The 17,096-nt window shown below is 71.7% G+C and carries 16 protein-coding genes; 8 read left to right on the top strand and 8 right to left on the bottom strand.

Annotation, left to right across the window (positions count from 1 at the left end):
* Positions 1–70: 70 nt before the first annotated feature.
* Complete coding sequence (locus BUE37_RS12825; RefSeq protein ID WP_073420485.1) at positions 71–1,249, bottom strand: LLM class flavin-dependent oxidoreductase; 1,179 nt, start codon at positions 1,247–1,249, stop codon at positions 71–73.
* Between the two features lie 63 nt (positions 1,250–1,312).
* Positions 1,313–2,353 (bottom strand): YncE family protein, encoded by a 1,041-nt coding sequence (locus BUE37_RS12820; protein ID WP_073420484.1) that lies wholly within the window; start codon positions 2,351–2,353, stop codon positions 1,313–1,315.
* 124 nt (positions 2,354–2,477) lie between these two features.
* Here BUE37_RS12820 and BUE37_RS12815 point away from each other — a divergent pair, with 124 nt between their 5' ends.
* Entirely contained in the window at positions 2,478–3,224 is a 747-nt protein-coding gene (locus tag BUE37_RS12815) for an enoyl-CoA hydratase-related protein (RefSeq protein WP_073420483.1), read from the top strand.
* Positions 3,225–3,272: 48 nt separating this feature from the next.
* Here the strand turns inward: BUE37_RS12815 and BUE37_RS12810 are convergent, their stop codons facing one another.
* Positions 3,273–3,806: a hypothetical protein gene (locus tag BUE37_RS12810; protein WP_073420482.1), complete on the bottom strand. Its 534-nt coding sequence runs from the start codon at positions 3,804–3,806 to the stop codon at positions 3,273–3,275.
* Positions 3,803–4,255, bottom strand: coding sequence for a hypothetical protein (locus BUE37_RS12805; RefSeq protein ID WP_073420824.1), 453 nt, complete (start codon positions 4,253–4,255; stop codon positions 3,803–3,805). The genes BUE37_RS12810 and BUE37_RS12805 overlap by 4 nt, the downstream gene beginning before the upstream one ends.
* 149 nt (positions 4,256–4,404) lie before the next feature.
* Between BUE37_RS12805 and BUE37_RS12800 the strand changes: the two genes are divergently transcribed.
* Entirely contained in the window at positions 4,405–5,352 is a 948-nt protein-coding gene (locus tag BUE37_RS12800) for a DUF4253 domain-containing protein (protein WP_073420481.1), read from the top strand.
* 32 nt (positions 5,353–5,384) lie between these two features.
* Here BUE37_RS12800 and BUE37_RS12795 read toward each other — a convergent pair whose 3' ends face one another.
* From BUE37_RS12795 to BUE37_RS12780, 4 genes are all read right to left on the bottom strand, one after another.
* Positions 5,385–6,677, bottom strand: a complete 1,293-nt coding sequence (locus tag BUE37_RS12795; RefSeq protein ID WP_083628600.1) for a Fic family protein — start codon at positions 6,675–6,677, stop codon at positions 5,385–5,387.
* Between the two features lie 127 nt (positions 6,678–6,804).
* Positions 6,805–7,899: a hypothetical protein gene (locus tag BUE37_RS12790; RefSeq protein WP_139252945.1), complete on the bottom strand. Its 1,095-nt coding sequence runs from the start codon at positions 7,897–7,899 to the stop codon at positions 6,805–6,807.
* 89 nt (positions 7,900–7,988) lie between these two features.
* On the bottom strand, positions 7,989–8,450 hold the full coding sequence (locus BUE37_RS12785) for an ester cyclase (RefSeq protein ID WP_073420479.1): 462 nt from the start codon (positions 8,448–8,450) through the stop codon (positions 7,989–7,991).
* 93 nt (positions 8,451–8,543) lie between these two features.
* A complete protein-coding gene (locus tag BUE37_RS12780) occupies positions 8,544–10,088 on the bottom strand; it encodes a long-chain-fatty-acid--CoA ligase (RefSeq protein ID WP_073420478.1) in 1,545 nt (514 codons plus the stop codon).
* A gap of 128 nt (positions 10,089–10,216) precedes the next feature.
* Here BUE37_RS12780 and BUE37_RS12775 point away from each other — a divergent pair, with 128 nt between their 5' ends.
* From BUE37_RS12775 to BUE37_RS12750, 6 genes are all read left to right on the top strand, one after another.
* Positions 10,217–11,461 (top strand): GGDEF domain-containing protein, encoded by a 1,245-nt coding sequence (locus tag BUE37_RS12775; RefSeq protein ID WP_073420477.1) that lies wholly within the window; start codon positions 10,217–10,219, stop codon positions 11,459–11,461.
* A 133-nt stretch (positions 11,462–11,594) separates the two neighbouring features.
* The gene (locus BUE37_RS12770) at positions 11,595–12,104 is read left to right on the top strand and encodes a hypothetical protein (RefSeq protein ID WP_073420476.1); all 510 of its coding nucleotides are present in this window, start codon (positions 11,595–11,597) and stop codon (positions 12,102–12,104) included.
* Positions 12,105–12,225: 121 nt separating this feature from the next.
* Positions 12,226–13,098: a hypothetical protein gene (locus tag BUE37_RS12765; RefSeq protein ID WP_139252944.1), complete on the top strand. Its 873-nt coding sequence runs from the start codon at positions 12,226–12,228 to the stop codon at positions 13,096–13,098.
* A gap of 153 nt (positions 13,099–13,251) precedes the next feature.
* On the top strand, positions 13,252–14,178 hold the full coding sequence (locus BUE37_RS12760; RefSeq protein WP_073420474.1) for a hypothetical protein: 927 nt from the start codon (positions 13,252–13,254) through the stop codon (positions 14,176–14,178).
* Positions 14,179–14,285: 107 nt separating this feature from the next.
* Positions 14,286–15,662 carry a hypothetical protein gene (locus BUE37_RS12755; RefSeq protein WP_139252943.1) on the top strand — a complete coding sequence of 459 codons (1,377 nt, stop codon included), beginning with the start codon at positions 14,286–14,288 and terminating at the stop codon, positions 15,660–15,662.
* Positions 15,663–16,049: 387 nt separating this feature from the next.
* The gene (locus BUE37_RS12750; protein ID WP_073420472.1) at positions 16,050–16,799 is read left to right on the top strand and encodes a GP88 family protein; all 750 of its coding nucleotides are present in this window, start codon (positions 16,050–16,052) and stop codon (positions 16,797–16,799) included.
* Positions 16,800–17,096 lie beyond the last annotated feature (297 nt).

Genomic DNA, 17,096 nt, shown 5'->3' with positions numbered 1-17,096 from the left:
CGGACGCCCTCCGCGCGGTAGCCCTGGGGACAACCCACCCGAACGGTTACCCCAGGGCCTCGCGCCGTCGTCAGGCCTGCCCGGCCTTCTCCTTCTCGTACCGCTCGGTCATCGTCGCGACGGCCGCCATCTGCGCGGCGGCGTAGTCCTCGCGCTTGCCGCCGGCGTACTCCTTGGCGGTGAGCGTGGCCTGAGCGTGCGTGATCTCCCCGCCCTGGAAGTGCGGCATGACGTGCTGGGCGATGAGCTCCCAGGAGCGCTTCGTCGCCTGCGGGTTGGCCCACTCGTGGCCGAGCAGCAGCATCGCGCCGAAGCCGCCGGACTGGTCCCACAGCCGCTGCACCTGCGCGCGGGCGTCCTCGACGGTGCCGATCGCGCCGATGCCGGCCTCGTTGATGAAGTCGATCATCTCCTTGGCGTCGCCGCCCTCGACCGCCATCTGCGGGAACGCCGCCGTCTTCTGGAAGTACCGGAACCACGTCTCGATGCCGAATTGCACGTCGGCGTAGGCCTGCTCGCGCGTCTCGGCGATGTGCATGAGCCCGACCAGCCGCCAGTCGCGCCGCGACACCGTCTGCCCGAAGTGCGCGGCCCGCTCCTCGACGACGTTCCAGTGGTGGGCCAGCGCGTCGAAGCCGTCCTTGGTCAGCGTCGCGCCGATCGACAGCAGCCCGATGCCGTGCCGGCCGGCCATCCGCGGGCCGGTGGGGGAGGCGACCGCCGCGACCGCGATCTCGAAGCACGGCTGCGTGTACGGGCGCAGGTGCAGGCGGGCGTTGACGAGGTTGTGCGTCTTGGTCTGCTCGGTGACCGTCTCGCCGCGCAGCAGCCGCATGATGATGTCGAGGTCGACCTCGAGCAGCTCGCGGGTGTCGGTGGGGGTGAGGCCCAGCATCATCGAGTCGGTGGGCAGCGAGCCCGGGCCGCAGCCGAGCATCGCGCGGCCGCGGGTGAGGTGGTCGAGCAGCACCATGCGCTCGGCCACCCAGAGCGGGTTGTGGTACGCGATCGAGGTGACGCCGGTGCCGAGCTTGATGTGCCGCGTGCGCTCGGCCGCGGCAGCGATGAAGATCTCCGGCGAGGCGATGATCTCCGTGCCGGCCGAGTGGTGCTCGCCAATCCAGGCCTCGTCGTAGCCGAGCTTGTCGAGGTGCTCGACGAGCTCGAGGTCGCGCTGCAGGGCGAGCGTGGGGTTCTCGCCGGCGGGGTGGAACGGGGCCAGGAAGGTGCCGAAGCGCAGCCGGTCCATGGGGGTCCTCCTCGGTTCGGGGTGCCGCCCATCGTGGTGCAGGTCACAGTCGTGTGACCAGGGTCAGCGGAGCGCGAACGCGGTGGACGACGGCGCGTCGCTGCTGATGCACGAGCCGACGACGACCAGCGCCTCCTTACCCAGCGCGACGCGGCCGAAGGTGCCCTGGCCGTCGCACAGCCGGACGTCGTCGAGCTGCTCGCCGCTGTCGAGGTCCAGGGTGATGACGCCGGAGGTGACCTCGAACCCGGCCACCGGCAGGTAGGCGACCCGGCCTTCAGGGGAGACGGCGAGGTCGGGCGGGGTGCGGTCGGTGCCGGGGATGGCGTGCGACGCGGTCACCTCGCCGTCCTCGACCACCACCACGCGGAACGGCTCGTCGCCGCCGGCGCTGAGCGTGGCGACGGCGGTGCCGTCCCCGGCGAGCCGCAGGCCGAACGGGACGCTCGCCGGCTGGTCAGGGGCAAGCTCGACGCGGGCGGTCTCCCGGAGCCGGTCGTCCCAGGTGGCCAGCGCGGCGACGTCGGCCAGGTCGGGCGCGCGGGCGTCGCTGAGCAGGGCAGTGACGCCGTCGTCGGAGGCGGCGAGGCGCTGGACGGTGAGGCCGTCGTCGAGGTCGACCGTTCCGGCGGTCTCGCCGGTGGACGGGTCGACGGCGGCGACGCGGCGCTCGTCGGCGAGGTACAGGCGGCGGCCGTCGGGGGAGAGGGCGGCGGCAGTGGCGTCGGCGTCGAGCGGGACGACGTCGGGCCCGCCGCCGGGCGGGACGCGCGTGAGCGTGCCGGGGCCGACGACGAGCGCGGTGCCGTCGGGCATGACGAGCAGGTGCCGCCCGCCGTCGACCCGCCGCACCTCGCCGACGCCGGCGGCGTCCACCGGCGCCAGGTAGGTGACCGCCGGGTCAGCGGTGTCGGCGAGCAGGGCGAGCGCGCCGTCCGGTCCGGCCGTCAGGTCGAGGACGTCGACGCCCGCGGGGGAGACGGCGTCCAGGTCGATGGTCACCACGTCGGAGAAGCTGCGCGGCGGCGGGGTGGGATTGCCGTCGACGCCCGTGCACCCGGTGAGGACCAACAGCGCGACGAGGGCGGCGGATCTGGACGGCATGCGGGCTCCGGGGTCGGGGCCCGAGTGTGGAACCGGGCCGCTCGGGGCGGCAACCGGACGCCGTGGTCTGATGCCCTAGCAGGCCCGGCACCGGTGCCGAGGCCCCGTATCCGGAGGTGCACTGGTGGCTGACGCCGAGGTCCTGCTCGAGGTCGACGGCGGCGTGGCGGTGGTGACGCTCAACGCGCCCGACCGCCGCAACGCGCTGACGCCGGCGATGGCGTCCGAGCTCATCGACGTCTTCGACCAGGTCGACGCCCGGCCTGAGGTCGGCGCGCTCGTCGTCCGCGCGGTGGGCAAGTCGTTCTGCGCGGGCGGCGACGTCGCCACGCTGACCAACGCCGGCAAGGACCCCGCCGCCCCCGACGCCTACGACGGCATGGGCCGCATCTACGACTCCTTCTACCGGCTCGGCCAGGTGAAGGTCCCCACGATCGCGGCGGTGCGCGGGTCCGCCGTCGGCGCCGGGATGAACATGCTGCTGGCCGCCGACCTGCGGATCGTCGCGAACGACGCCCGCCTGCTGGCCGGCTTCCTCAAGCGCGGCCTGCACCCCGGCGGCGGGCACTTCGTCATCCTGTCGCGGCTGATCGGCCGGGAGGCCGCCGCGGCGATGGCGCTGTTCGGCGAGGAGATCAACGGCACCAAGGCCGTGGAGCTCGGCCTGGCGTGGGAGTCGGTGGACGACGCCGCCGTCGAGGACCGCGCCCTCGAGCTGGCCCGCCGCGTGGCCGCCGACCCCGAGCTCGCCCGCGTGGCCGTGGGCAACTTCCGCAGGGAGGTCGTCAACGGCGCGGTCAGCTGGGAGGTCGCCACCCAGTTCGAGCGGCCCGCCCAGATGTGGTCGATGCGCCGGTCGTCCCAGGGCTGACCCGTTCGGCGCTCCGGCCCTCTTGCGCCCGGGGCGCCGGGACGCGGGTCACCTGCTGCCGCAGACGCGCAGACCGCCGCCCTCCTCCACGACCAGCAGCGCCATCCGGTGCGTCTCGTCATCCCGGCGGAACTCGACGTCGACGACGTGGGACTGAGGTGCGGTGGAACCATTGGCGCGGACGCCGGCGACGCGGAAGGTCAGCCCGTCGTTGAGCGGTCCGGTGGTCGCTACGGCCGCGTCCTGCAGGCGGATGTAACGGTCGATCGGGCCGTTGGCCGCCTGCTCGCTGTGGCAGATCAGCTCCCAGGACGCTACCCAGTCGTAGCTCTGGCGGGCCGACAGGTACTCCTCGACGAGTTCCTGTGGAGTGTCCGGGCCTGCAGTGAGGACACGCCAGGTGACAGCGCCCCCGGCGACAGCCACGAAGGCGAGCACCGCCGCGGTGACGAGGAGTCCGCGGCGACGGCGGCGCGCTGGCGGTGGCGAGGCAGGAATGGCGTCGACCACCCAGTCGCGGGGACCGGGCGTCCAGCGCGGGAGGTCGTCCCGGGCGGGCGCCTTCCCGGGCTGCGCCGTCACCGGGCACCGTCCTCGGCGGCCGCGAACCGGTCGAGGAAGTACCGGACGTCGGTGAGCGGCTCGACCCGCCCGCCGGCGGCCAGGTGGAGGCTCCAGCAGGTGCCGAGGGCGTCGTCGAGGACGTCGCGGAAGACGTCGGCCCACGCGCGGTCGTCGGCGGTCGCACCCGGAGGCCCGGGCCGACACAGCGCCATCGCCAGCAGGACGTCGCCGCCGGCCGGTGCGGCCACGTCCTCGTGGAGAGCGAGCAGCTCGGCGACCAGCCGGTGACGGGGACGAGCGGGCACTTCCTCGACCGGAACGAGGAACGGCGTCTGCCGGCCGTCCGGGGTCAGCCAGCTCAGCCAAATGCTGCGGGAGGCGAACAGGGGCGGCGCGAGGAGGTCGGCCCAGCGGGTGGTCAGCTCGAGGGCGGACCGCACGGGGTCGGTGGGCATCGGTGTCGTCATGCCGGTCACCGTGGCAGCGACGGAGGACCGGGGAGCCGGTTGTCCACAGGCAGACGCGGAGCCGATGCGGTCGACCGAGCCGCTGCAGCTCTGTCCACAGAGCCCTCCGAGGTCGCACCGTCAGCTGGTCAGCGCGGCAAGGTCCAGGCATGGCCTCGTTCCGGCACCAGATCCGTCCTCAGCCGTCCGACCCGGAGATGCCAGGCACAGCGGTTCCGCTGTCGGCGCTCAGCCAGGTCGGCGTCCCGTGTTCGGTGCGCCGCGGCCTGCCCCTTCCAGGTCGGCTGAGGATCGGAGACCTCGACCTCGACCTCGGCAACGGTCGTCCGGCGTCGGCTCGCGGGCTGGGTTCGGAGGACGGGCCGGCACCCTCAGCGCCCCTGTGGCTGACCGACCGGGAGATCGATGCTCCGATGGCAACCTGGCGGCGGTTGTTCGACCTGTCTCCCGAGACTGGTCTGTGGCCTCTGGTGCTGACGCCGCTTGGGACGGAGGGATGCGAGCGCCCCTGGGACTCCGGAGAGCTCGAGCCGGCTCCCGTGGCCGCGATCGACGGGATCGACCCCGGAGCGGTGCTCGCCGAGGGTTGGGCAGACGGCCTCGTGCCCATCGGCGCCCAGCCGTATGTCGGGCATCTGCGTCCCTTCGGGAGGGAGTTCCCCGGACTATCGGCGGCAGGGCTGCACGGCGGGCGGCCCGCCTCAGTGCAGACGGATGCGCTCGCCCGCGGTGGACGGGCGCGGATTGGCCTCGTCCCGTGCGCTCGCCCCGCTGACGCGGTCGCCACGATCGGCTGGCAGGGGGCGATCAACCGGAGGAGTGCAGTCGAGCTCTCGGCCGTCCTACGGAGCTGGGAGGACCGTCACGGGATCGTCCTCGCAGGACTCGGGTTCGCCACGGTCACCCTGCTGGTTCCTCACCCACCGGCGGACGAGGCGGAGGCTCATGCGCTCGCCGCGGAGTTGGCCGCACTGTGCCCGGACGTCCTGGCAGAGGACGGCCCGGTGGACGGCTTCGGTCTCGCCGGGGACGGCACGCTCGCCGGCCTCGCCCGGCTCCTCGTGGGCCGTCCTGTCTGGAAGTTGTGGTGGGACTGATGCCCGCAACCGCAGCACAGGGAGCGAGGCCCTCAGCTGTGTGGCGGCGCTGCCACGGGACGGTTCGGCTCGGACACCCGCGTGTCCCAGCGCGTGCTGGCCAGGCGCCGCTCGGTCACCGTGACGAGCGAGAAGACGTCCGTGGCGGTGTAGCCGGTCGTCCCGCGTTCGACCGAGCGGCGCCCGAGGATGCCTGCGTCGGCCAGCTCCTCGAGAGCAGCGCGCGCAGCGGGGAAGGAGACCCCCAGGCGTCGCTGAGCGGTGCGGGTGGTGAGGATCGGGATCTCGGGCAGCGTGCGGAGGATGCGCGACGTCGCCGAGTCCGCCCGCGGTGTCTCGCGGCGTCCTCGTGCCGCTCGGTGCTCGGCGAGCCTCGCCTCCCACTCGTCCTGCATCTGCGTGACCTGATCGGCGAAGGCGGCCGCCTGCTCGGCGGCGACGGTCGTCGCCTCGAGGAAGAGGTCGAGCCAGGCGGCGACGGCGGACGCGGCCTCCGCGCTGTCGGGCGCCGAGGAGTAGCGATAGGCGGTCAGGCCGTCAACGTAGCGCCCGCGCAGCGTGGCGAGGACGAGACTGACCGGGAGGATGGCGGACGGCGTCAGGCCGCGCCGGGTGAGCACGGTGTGGATGAGCGCTCGTCCCACCCGGCCGTTGCCGTCGGTGAAGGGATGGATCGTCTCGAACTGCGCGTGGACGATGCCCGCCTGGACCAGAGGCGCATGCACGGAGCCGTTCAGGTACTCGACGAGGTCGCCCATCAGTTCCGGGACCAGTTCGGGCGGAGGCGGGACGAAGTCGGCGGACAGCGGATGCCAGCTCGAGCCGCCGATCCAGTTCTGGACCCGCCGGAGCCCGTGGTGCTTCTCGTCCGGTAGCAGCGCGGCGTGCAGCTGTTCGACGTCGGCGACCGTGACGGCATCGCCGGCCGCGAGGTCCTCGCCCGCCTTGCGGAGGATCGTGATGTTGTTGGCGACCAGGCGCGCCTGGTCGCCGAAGCCCCGGACGTCCTCGTCCTGAGCGAGCTCGGCGAGCGCGACCTGCTGCGGTGACGGCGCGATGCCCTCGATCAGCGAGCTGGCGATGGCTTCCGAGCGCAGGAGAAACCGCGACAGCCCCTCGAGTGCGCGCGCCCCCGGTCCGCTCGCCAGGTCGCGGACGGCCCGTTCGGCGACGGTGGCCCGGCGGTTGACCTCGGCGGACATGCTGAGCGGTCGCGAGGTGACGGGGTCGGGGCGGTACTGCCGGTACGGACCGGCACGTCGGTCGGAGCGGGGGACCATCTCGAGGTCCGAGTGATCCCAGACCGCGTCGAGCCACTCAGCCACGTCCTCAACCTTGCATGCGTGAGGCGCTCGTCAAAGTTTCCGACACGATCCTTTGATCGTCGGTGTGTTCGTTCAAGGATCGTGTGGCGCTCGGCCGCCGGCGCGGCTCGGAAGGGCCCCGGTGAGCTCACCAGCCCTCGTCCTCCCACGAGCGGACGGCCGAGAGGAGCGGGCTGGAGAACCGGTCGATCGCGGCCAGGGTCTCGTCGGTGAGCCCGGGTCGCAGACCGCGCTCAGCGTGGCCGTAGCGGACCAGATCGCGGAGCAGATCCGGCGCACGAGCGGCATCGACGTCGAGGAGCGCGGAGCCCTCGGGATCCAGCAGCCGGGCGACGTGGTGCGGCGCCCACAGCAGCGGATCGCCGAGGCCGTTGGCCAGGCCGTCGCCCAGGACTGCCTCGAGGAGCGGCGCCAGGAGCCAGTTGGTCCACGGGCGTCCCCAGGGACTGGCGAGGAAGGCCGCGGCGATCTCGTCGAGGTCGACGTCCTCGACTGTTCGCGGCACGGTCGCGTCGCCACCGGAGGGCAGGAGCGCGACCAGCCAGCGGACCAGCGGCCGCAGCCGGGGCCACGGAGTGTCCCGGCCGAGCAGGACGTCGAGGTCCGGTCCGCGCAGTGCCTCCGTGAGCCGGGCGCGCGCGTCGGCGGGCGCGATGTCCCGCACGGACAGGTCCGGGGTGCCTGCGGCGATCCGCGCCACGACGTCGTCGAGACGCTCCTCGTAGGCGATGCCTCCGACGGCTCGGGAGCCGAGCTCGTTATCCACCCGGACGACGGCGGTCAGCGCGTGACCACCGGGGACGATGCCGCCGACGACCAGCTCGTCGACGTCGCGGAACGGCCCGCTCAGCTCGACGGCGCGGCTCATGGGCTCGGCGCGGTGCAGCTCCGCCAGCCACCGGGGGAGCGCGTGCCCGCGGTCGGCGGCAGCGCGGCGCATCTTCCGTCGCAGGCTCTCGTCGCCGGCGAGTGCGGCCATCGCCACAGCCCCGGCGGAGGACTCGGGCCGGTCCCAGGCGGCGATCCGCCGGATCAGGGTGGCGGTCGCGGTGGGATCCGTCGCCCCCGCGGCGATGTCCACCAGCATTGCCGCCGTGGCGAGCAGCGGGCCGGGCGTGGGGGAGTCCGTGCCGGCGCGCAGGGCGCTCGCCATCATGGCCTGCCATGCGACGGCGACCTGCGGGTCGATCGGGAGGGAGGGACGTCGTCCGGTCGTGGTCATGCCGGCGGACGCTAGGAACGTCTGCCGACACGATCCGTCCGATCCGGAGAGTGCCTGTGGACAACCCACCCGAAGTGGCCGTCGAGGGCTCAGCCGCCCATACCCGGCGCGGGCGGGAGCACGCCGGCCTTCGTCAGCCAGCCGAGCCAGTCACCGATGTGCCAGGCCTCGGACACCCTGTCCCCGGTCCAGTGCAGGACGTGCGCGCCGTCCGCGGACGCGTGGTTCCCGGTCGGCTCCACCCCCGGGAGCAGCGGCGTCGTCCCGGAGAGGTCGGCCTCGGCCGTCCAGCGGTGCACGGAGGTGGTCCCGTCGACGACGTGCTCGTGCACCTGGACGTGGATGCCGGAGAAGCCCGAGCGGAAGGCGGCGACGAAGTCCCGCAGCCCGTCGCGGCCCATGTCCGGGAACGGGGGACCGTGGTAGACGAGGTCCTCGGCGAACACCTCGTCGACGGCGGACATGTCCCCCTGCTCCCAGGCCGCCATGAAGCGGATCATCGCCTCCCGCGCCCGCTCCTTCGAGACCGTCGAACCCGTGGTCTGGGTCATGGCAGCAGCTCCTTCCGCTTGCGATCCCGACGTCCCCGATGCTCCTCGGGCCGACGTCCCGGACCAGGGACTTCCGCCCCCGGAGCGCGGACCTCAGTGGACGGCGCGCTCCTGCCCCGCCCAGTACGGCGCGCGCAGCTCCCGCTTGAGCACCTTCCCGGCGGCGGACAGGGGCAGCGCCTCGACGACCTCCATCGACCGCGGCGTCTTGTAGCCCGCGAGCCGGTCGGCGCAGAAGTCCCGCAGCTCGTCGAGCGTGACCGTGGCGCCGGACGCCGGGACGACGACGGCGTGCACGCGCTCGCCCCACGTCTCGTCGGGGACGCCGATGACCGCGCAGGTGGCCACCGCCGGGTGCTGGGCGAGGACGCTCTCCACCTCGACCGAGTACACGTTCTCCCCGCCGGAGATGATCATGTCCTTGAGGCGGTCGGTGAGGGAGACGTAGCCCTGCTCGTCCATCCACCCGGCGTCGCCGGTGTGCATCCAGCCGCCGTGCAGCGCCTCCGCGGTGGCCTCGGGCCGGTCCCAGTAGCCGAGCATGACGTTGCCGCCGCGGACGACGATCTCGCCTACCTCGCCCCGCGGCAGCTCGACGTCGTCCGGCCCGACGACGCGCACCTCGCAGCACGGCGCGGCACGCCCGACGGTGCGCCGGTGGACGGCGTCCTCGTGGTCCTCGGGGGTGAGCAGGGTGGCGACGGGCGCGAGCTCGGTCATGCCGTAGGCCTGCACGAAGCTGGCGTTGGGGAAGCCCTTCATGGCGCGGCCGAGCAGCGCGTCGGACATGGGGGAGGCGCCGTAGAGGACACGCCGCAGGCTGGTCAGGTCGAACTCGTCGACCCGCGGGGAATCGACGGTCAGCTGGATCATCGTGGGCACCAGCAGGACGTCGCTGACGCGGTGCTCCTGCACGGCGGCCAGGACGGCGACCGGGTCGAACGCCGGGATCATCACCTGCGTGCCGCCGACCACGCAGCCGGCGACCCAGGCGGAGAAGTCGGCGAGGTGGAACATCGGCGCCGCGTGCAGGTACACGCGGTCGCCCGGGGTGGGGACGCCGGCGAGGTAGCCCATGGACGACGTCAGCAGGTTGTCGTGGCTGAGCATCACGCCCTTGGACCGGCCGGTGGTGCCGCCGGTGTAGAAGACGCCGGCGAGTGCGTCGCCGCCGCGGCGGGCGTCCTCGACCGGCTCGTGCGCCGCGACCAAGTCCTCGAAGGCGAGCATCCTGTCGGGGGTCGGGCCGTCGCCGGCGTGGACGACGTGCTCCAGACCGGGGCAGGCCGCGCGGATGCCGTCGACGCACCCGGCGAGGGCGTCGTCGACGACGAGCACCCGGGCACCCACCTCGGCGAGCGACTCGGCGATCTCCGGGACGCTCCAGCGGAAGTTCACCGGGACGACGACGCCGCCGGCCCACAGCGTCGCGGCGAGGAACTCGGAGTAGCGGTCGGAGTTCAGGGAGAGGATCGCCGCGCGGTCGCCGTCCCCGATCCCGAGCTCCTGCAGGGCGGCCGCGAGGCGGGCGATCCGGTCGACGGACTCGGCGTGGGTGCGGATGCGGCCGGCGCAGACGGTGGCGACCTCGTGCGGCCGCTGCTGGACGTGGCGGTGCAGACCCTGGGTGACGTACACGGGACCTCCCTGTCCGGTGGAGGCTCCGCATCGTGGCGGCGACGGCGAGGCGGGGCCAGAGGCGGACGGCCCTGCGGCGGCGCGCGGCGTGTTCCCGGGGTGACGCGGCGCCACTAGGGTGCGCGCGCGTGAGCGCCGCCGTCGAGACGCCCGTCCTGCCCTCCCCGCGCGCCGCCGTCGCGGAGCCCGCGCGGCTGGCCGCGGTCGGCAGCTACCGGCTGGGCGGGCACGCGGGCGTCGCCGACCTCGACGCCGTCGTCGCCTACATGGCGCAGACGGTGGAGGCGCCGATCGCGATGATCAACCTGGTCGGCCCGGACGAGCAGTGCTACCCGGCCGAGAAGGGGGCCGGGGCGCCGTACTCGCACGTGCCCGACGAGCTGTCGTTCTGCGCGTACGTGGTGGCGCTGCGGGAGCCGCTGCAGGTTGCCGACGCGCTCGACCACCCGGTGTTCCGCGACAACCCGGCGGTGGCGGCCGGCGCGATCCGGTCCTACCTCGGGGTGCCGCTGGTCGACGAGGACGGCTTCGTCCTCGGCTCGCTCGGCGTCTTCGACGACGAGCCGCGCGCGTTCTCGCAGGCGGAGCAGGCGCTGCTGGAGAACCAGGTCCGGCTGGTGCGCGGCGTGCTGTCGCTGCGGCGGCAGGTGGCCGCGCACTGCTGGGACAAGGGGCTGCTGGCGGCGCAGGGGCGGACGCTGGAGGCGGTGGCGGCCGGGCTGCCGCTGGAGGCGGTGCTGGACACGCTGGCGTCGTCGACGGCTTCGCTGGCTCCCGAGGCGGATGACGAGCAGTCGCGGCGGCTGCACGAGACGGTGGACCGGCTGACCGCGGTGGCGACCAAGGCCGACGGGTGGAAGCAGGCGCTGCTGCGGTCGGCGCGGCAGGACCCGCTGACCGGGCTGGCCAACCGCAGCCACCTCCTCGACACCGGCCGCGCGGCGCTGGCGGTCGGGGGAGCGGTGCTGTTCGTGGACGTCGACCGGTTCAAGGAGGTCAACGACCGCGGCGGGCACGCGGTGGGGGACCAGCTGCTCGTCCGCCTCGCCGACCGGCTCCGCCGGCACGTGGAGCGGGAACTGCCGGGGGCGGTGGTCGGCCGGCTGGGCGGGGACGAGTTCGTGGCGGTCCTGCCCGGGGTATCCGCCGCCGCGGCCGAAGCGATCGGGCACGGGCTGGCCGCCGTGCTGGTGGACGAGGTCGAGGTGGGACGGCGGACGGTGCGGGTGTCGGCCTCGATCGGGCTGGCGATGGCCGCGCCCGGGACGACGCTGGACGAGGTGCTCTTGCTGGCGGACCGGGCGATGTACGGCGCCAAGGAGCGCGGCCGCGGCGTCCTGCACATCGTGGGGACCGAGGACCTACCGGCGTAGGGACGGTGCTCCGGTCGCGCTTCGCATGTCTCATCCAGGGTGGCGTGCGGTGCGTCGAGGGTTCATGGGATCGCGGGCTTGCTACTCATCTCTTGATCGGGAGGTGACTCACCGTCCCCTGGAGAGGATCGGCGTGACGACCAGCCCTGTCGATGCAGAGTCCGCAACCGTGGTCAGGAGCCCGGCACCTCCTCGGCGACGCCGGCTCGCGCTTGTCGTCCTGAGCTGCATCAGTGTCGCCATGACCGCGCTCGCGGTCCTCGCCTTCATCTCTGGGCAGACAGACGCGGACGCGACTGCCGACCTCGTCGAACAGGCCAGGTCCGAGGGAGTTGCAGAGGGCAGGGCCGCGGGCGTCACTGCCGGCAGGAGCCAGGCAAAAACATCATTGGGGCAGCAACACGACCGCGAGCTGGCTGAGGCCACGCTGAGCGCATACAACGCAGGTGCCGAGTTTGCATACCCGTCCGGGGTCGCCGACGGTCGCAGCGCAGGCTACGAGGAGGGCTACGCGGCTGGCGTAGCCAGGGCTATGCGGAAGGTCAGCTCGACGGCCAAGCCGCCGGCGAGGCGGCTGGCTACAGCGACGGCTACCGAGACGGAGAAGCTGCCGGCTACGACGAGGGCTACGACGACGGACTGAACGCGGGCGCCTCGCGCTACGCGTACTGCCAGACGCACAGCATCAGCGTCTACTGCTGGCGGAACGGTTGGACATCCCTCCGTCCGGCCCGACAGCGGGCACCGAAGAGTGGGAGAGCTCCTTGCCATCGCACTGGATCCTCAAGTCCAACCCGCAGGTGTGGAACGTATGGGAGTGGTGGGAGAAGGAGGACACCGAGCTCAACTCCTGGACGATCAGCCGGCGCATCGACCAGATCGGTCCCGGTGACGACTTCGCCTTGTGGGTCACCGGACCAGAGGCCGGCGTGTACGCCTTCGGCAAGGTCGTCGGTCAACCGCAGGGGCCGGGGTACGCCGGAGGCGGCTACTGGGAGACACCACCCGAGGGACCCGTCTGGGACGTCGAACTCGCGACCGAGGGCTACTTTTTCGAGTCGCCCATCTACAAGAGCGAGTTGGCTGCAGACCCGGACTTCGCCGACGCCTTGATCCTGCGTGTGCCTGCGGCGGCCAATCCTTTATCGCTCACCGATGTGCAGTGGGACGCACTCGTACGGCATTTCCCGGGAGCAGGATCCACGAGTCGCCCGAGAACCGACGAGGTCGTCGTGACCAGCAGGCGCGTCGGCCTCCCCCCTTCAGACACCGACTACGAGGTCGGGACGACGGAACGGAAGCTGGCATTCCGCGAGGCGCGCCTGCTCCAGGCATTTGAGCGACAGCATCCGCACCCGCTCACTCGTCAGCGTGTTCGCTTGCCGGACGGGGACTCGATCGAGTGCGACGCCTATGACGCTGTGGACGACCTCGTCATCGAGGCGAAGGGCAGCGCAGGGCGCGACGACGTCCGCACTGCGATCGGCCAGCTCCTGGACTATCGCCGCCACATCGGGAGCAACCCGAGCATGGCGGTCCTCTTTCCTGAGGACCCCAGCTCGGACCTCCGTGAGCTGCTTGCGGAGTGCGATATCACTGTGATCGTTCTCCGGGGCGGCGTGTTCACACGGCTCTAGCCCGGTTGGCTGCACGACCAGCTGGCCCCGCGCTGTGACTCGCCCGGGGCCCCTCACTCGATTGCGTTACGACACGGTCCGCCTACGCTCTGTTGTCGGTCGTCCATGCGAGCCTCTGGCGTCTGCTGGTCCCCGACGACAGGAGAGTGCTCCGTGCGGCTGTTTCCGATGTTCGACGCGAAGGGCCTCGCGGAGGAGAACCAGAAGGCATACGAGGAGCTTCTGGCCACCAAGGAGGAGGCGGAGCAGCAGGCAGCCGGAGCCCAGATGAGGCTGGACGCGGCCTACAGGAAGGGGTTCGACACCTACCTCAGCCCGTTCGCCGCCCAGTTCGCCCGCCTGCGCAACGTCGAGCTCAGCGATCTCCCTACCATCACGGCGGTGCCCGAGCTGAAGGCCATGGACGTCAAACTGCGCGACGTCGGCTTCAAGGCCGTGGACGGACTGGCTGCTCTGGCAGGCGGCAGTGCCGCCGGGGCAGCGGCCGGGGGATTGACCTTTGCTGCCGTCGGCGCGCTGGCAGCTGCCTCGACGGGAACTGCCATCTCTGCGTTGAGCGGAGCTGCGGCGACGAGCGCGACGCTCGCATGGCTCGGCGGTGGATCCCTCGCGGCCGGCGGGCTCGGCGTCGCGGGCGGTACCGCAGTACTCGCCGGCGTGGTGGCTGCGCCGGCGGTCCTGATCGCCTACGGCGTCATGTGGTGGAAGGGCGAGGAGGCCTACCAGCAGCAGGTCAAGGTCCAGCAGGAGCTGGAGGTCGCCAAGAGTGAGATGGCCGTCCAGGTCGCGAAAGTCGACGCAGCCGTCAAGCGCATCAAAGACACGTGCCGGGTGGTCCGCGCGCTCGGCGCCTGTGGGCGTCCGCAGCTCAAGAAGCTCACCGCGCTCATCGACACGAACGATGACTACGCCGCCTACACGCCAGCGCAGCGGGCGCTCGTGGCTGAACTCGCGGGTGTGGCCCAGGCCATGGCCGCCGTCATTGCCTGCCCGATCGTCGACGAGGACGGGCGTGTGACGGCGATGTCCGACAGGACCATCACCGCCGCCACCAAGCTCGCCGACCGCCTGGCTGCATGAGCGGATCACCTTTCGAGGGTCGGCCAGCGCTCGCGGAAGCAGTTCAGGAGGAAGCCGCTCGAGCCGCTGCTCACGCGGCTACTCAGGTGGGTCGGCGGCAGCTCGCCTTGCTGCTGCAACAGCGCGAGGTCGCAGCGCGCATGGCCGAGCGATTCGGAGCGCTGGGGCAGGCTCAACGGCAGGGACACGTCTTCGAGTGGATGCACGAACTCTCGTACAACCTCAAGGCGGTAGCTCAGAACGAGGCAGCGCGGCTCCGCGTCACGACGTGGCTCGGCGAGCCGCACGCTGCTGCTGACCTCCGGGTCCATGGCCCTTCGGGGGAAGTGCTGAGTGAGGTGCAGGCGAAGGTCGTCAGTGGAGCGGCGCGACGTCTGGCGTCGACGGACGGACTCACCGCGGACAAGTACGGGGAGATGCAGCTCCTGGTACCGAGGGACCACCTGACCGAGACTCAGGACCTGCTCGACCGGCGACTCGCGATGCCCGAGGGACAGCTCCATGCGCGGTATGCGGACGTCCGCGAGCGGCTCACCGACCGGGTCGTCAGCGGGAACGTCTCCTCGACCCCGGTGGGCACCGGCGACGTCGCAAGTGCGGCGCGTGACCCGCAGGCATACCTGCAGTCGTTGATTAGGTCCCAACAGCTGCGCGACATCGCGCACGCCGGCGGTGCGGCAGCACTGACGGCCGGGCTCACGACCGGCCTGGTTGAGGTCGCGACCTCCTACGTTCAGGCGGGAACACGCGAGGGCATCCCCTGGCCCGAGGTGGCCCGCCGAGCGGCGCAGAGCGCGCTCAAGGCCGGAACCGTCGCCTGTCTCAGCGAAGGCATTGCCAGCGCTGCGCAGCACGCGGCGGAGGCAGGAGCCGGCTCCTGGGTCGGTGCCGTGGTCGACGGCGGATTCGACCACGTCCTGGGTAGAGCCGTGTTCGACCTGGCCGGCATCGCGCATGGCGTCGCCACGGGTCGGCTGACCGCCGACGCTGCGGCTTGGGCGGCGGCGGAGACCCTGACCAAGGACCTCGCCGGATTGGCTTGTGCCGCGGTGGGCCAGTCGGTTATCCCCGTCCCGGTTGTGGGGGCGCTGATCGGCCGGGTGGTCGGCCAGTACGGAGCCGTCATGTTGGTCCAGGGCCTGCGGCTGGCGGTCACGGCCCGCGACAGATCGGCCGCGTGGGACGCCGAGTACGAGGCGCTGCTGCGTCACACTGCGGAGATCCAGGCAGCTGCCGCAGAGGAGCTCCGCGAGGTGGAGACAGCTCTGGCGGTCTACGACGTGGGCTTCCGCCGCCTGGTGCTGCCTCGGCTGGACGCGATCCAGACAGCCCTGGGCATAGGCAGGCCGGACGACGTCCTCGCCGACCTGGCGGACCTCACGCACACGTACTTGGGGACGCCGGTGTTCGCCTCGATGGCGGAATTCGACGCGTTGATGCAGGACCGGGGCTTCACGCTCGTTCTCGACCTGGGTGGCGTATGACCGCCTCCGGCTGACGCGACGTCCTGGCCCGAACCGGTGCGCGTGCTCCGCACCAGGGCTGCGGCCGGTGAGCAGCCATGTGCCCGCAGTTCGGTCGCTCGTGCATCGGCGCGTCCTCGTTCAAGGGGGCCTTCCCCTTGCCGCTCGAGACTCCGAACCTCCACGTGCACCGCCGAGGAGGTCGCCATGAGATGTTGACCAGGGCGGGTCGTATGGGAGCGCGACCTGGTGGAGCGAGCTAGGGCTCGGTGAAAGCCGAACGGCGGCAGCGGCCGAGACCCGTCTCCAGCAGCAACAGCACTCACGGGCCCGATCCGCCCATACCGATACACACGCCACTGGTCCTCGAGCTGAAAGTCATGCTCGACTGTCTCGGCCGGGTGCCGAGTGAGCCTCAGGCGGTCCGCGGACCGCAAGGTGACCAACCTGCCGTCGCCGAACGGCAAGACAGCCAAGATCGCCAACAGTTTCGGCCTCCCGGCCGGACGCGACTACTCCTGTCCTGGAGCCACGGAGACCTGCCAGCGCGTCTGCTACGCCGGCAAGCTCGAGAACCTGTACAAGGGCCTGCGTGAAGTGCTCACCGCGAACCTGGCCGAGCTGATGTGGCTCGATCGAGCAGGAATGGCCCAGCTCTTGAACGACATGATCGCCGACTTCCGAGCCGACTGTGAGCGCGCCGAAGCCAGAGGAGCGAGCGTCCCGAGGGACTTCCGCATCCACTGGGACGGCGACTTCTTCTCCTGGGACTACGCGCAGGCGTGGGCGGATGTGGTCCGGAGCAACCCGGATGTCCATTTCTGGGTTTACACCCGCAGCTTCGATCCCGCGGCCCTGGACGTCCTCCCGGCGCTCGTCGGGTTGTCCAACCTGTCGGTTTACCTCTCAGTCGACCCCGACAACCTGGAGGCCGCCAAGGCCGCGCGGCAACGACACTCCTGGGTTCACTGGGCCTATCTGGCTGAGACCTTCGCCAGCGGCCGGGCGGACTTGGCCGACCTGCCCGGCAAGCGTTACCCGTGTCCGGAGAATGGGCACCGGATCCCATTGATCTCCGAGAAAGGCTCGGCCTGTATCCGGTGTGGCATCTGTCCTAGCGGTCGTGGCGACGTCGTCTTCTCGATCGCGAAGAAGTGACGTCGCCCCTCGATGGCTCGGCCGGCTTCGGACGTCATCGATCGCGACTCGTCGCTCGGAGTGCGTCGTCTGAGGCTTGGCCATATTTAAGCGCGGTCGCGCCGTTGACTGCGATGTGAGACCACGGCGGGTGCTCGCTCCGTGGACGGCTCCTTATGAAGACGCAGGAACACCTCAGCCGGCGTGCTCTCTTGCGCGTCAGGGCTGCGGTCGGCCGTCGAGACGCCTACCGCATGATCAACTCCTTGAGAGGTTGACTCGCCTAACTCCAACGAGTGATGTAGCGCCCCAAGCGTC

Origin of the sequence: Geodermatophilus nigrescens (genome assembly GCF_900129495.1) — a bacterium.
GTDB lineage: Bacteria > Actinomycetota > Actinomycetes > Mycobacteriales > Geodermatophilaceae > Geodermatophilus > Geodermatophilus nigrescens.
This window is presented reverse-complemented; position numbering and strand designations above follow the sequence as displayed.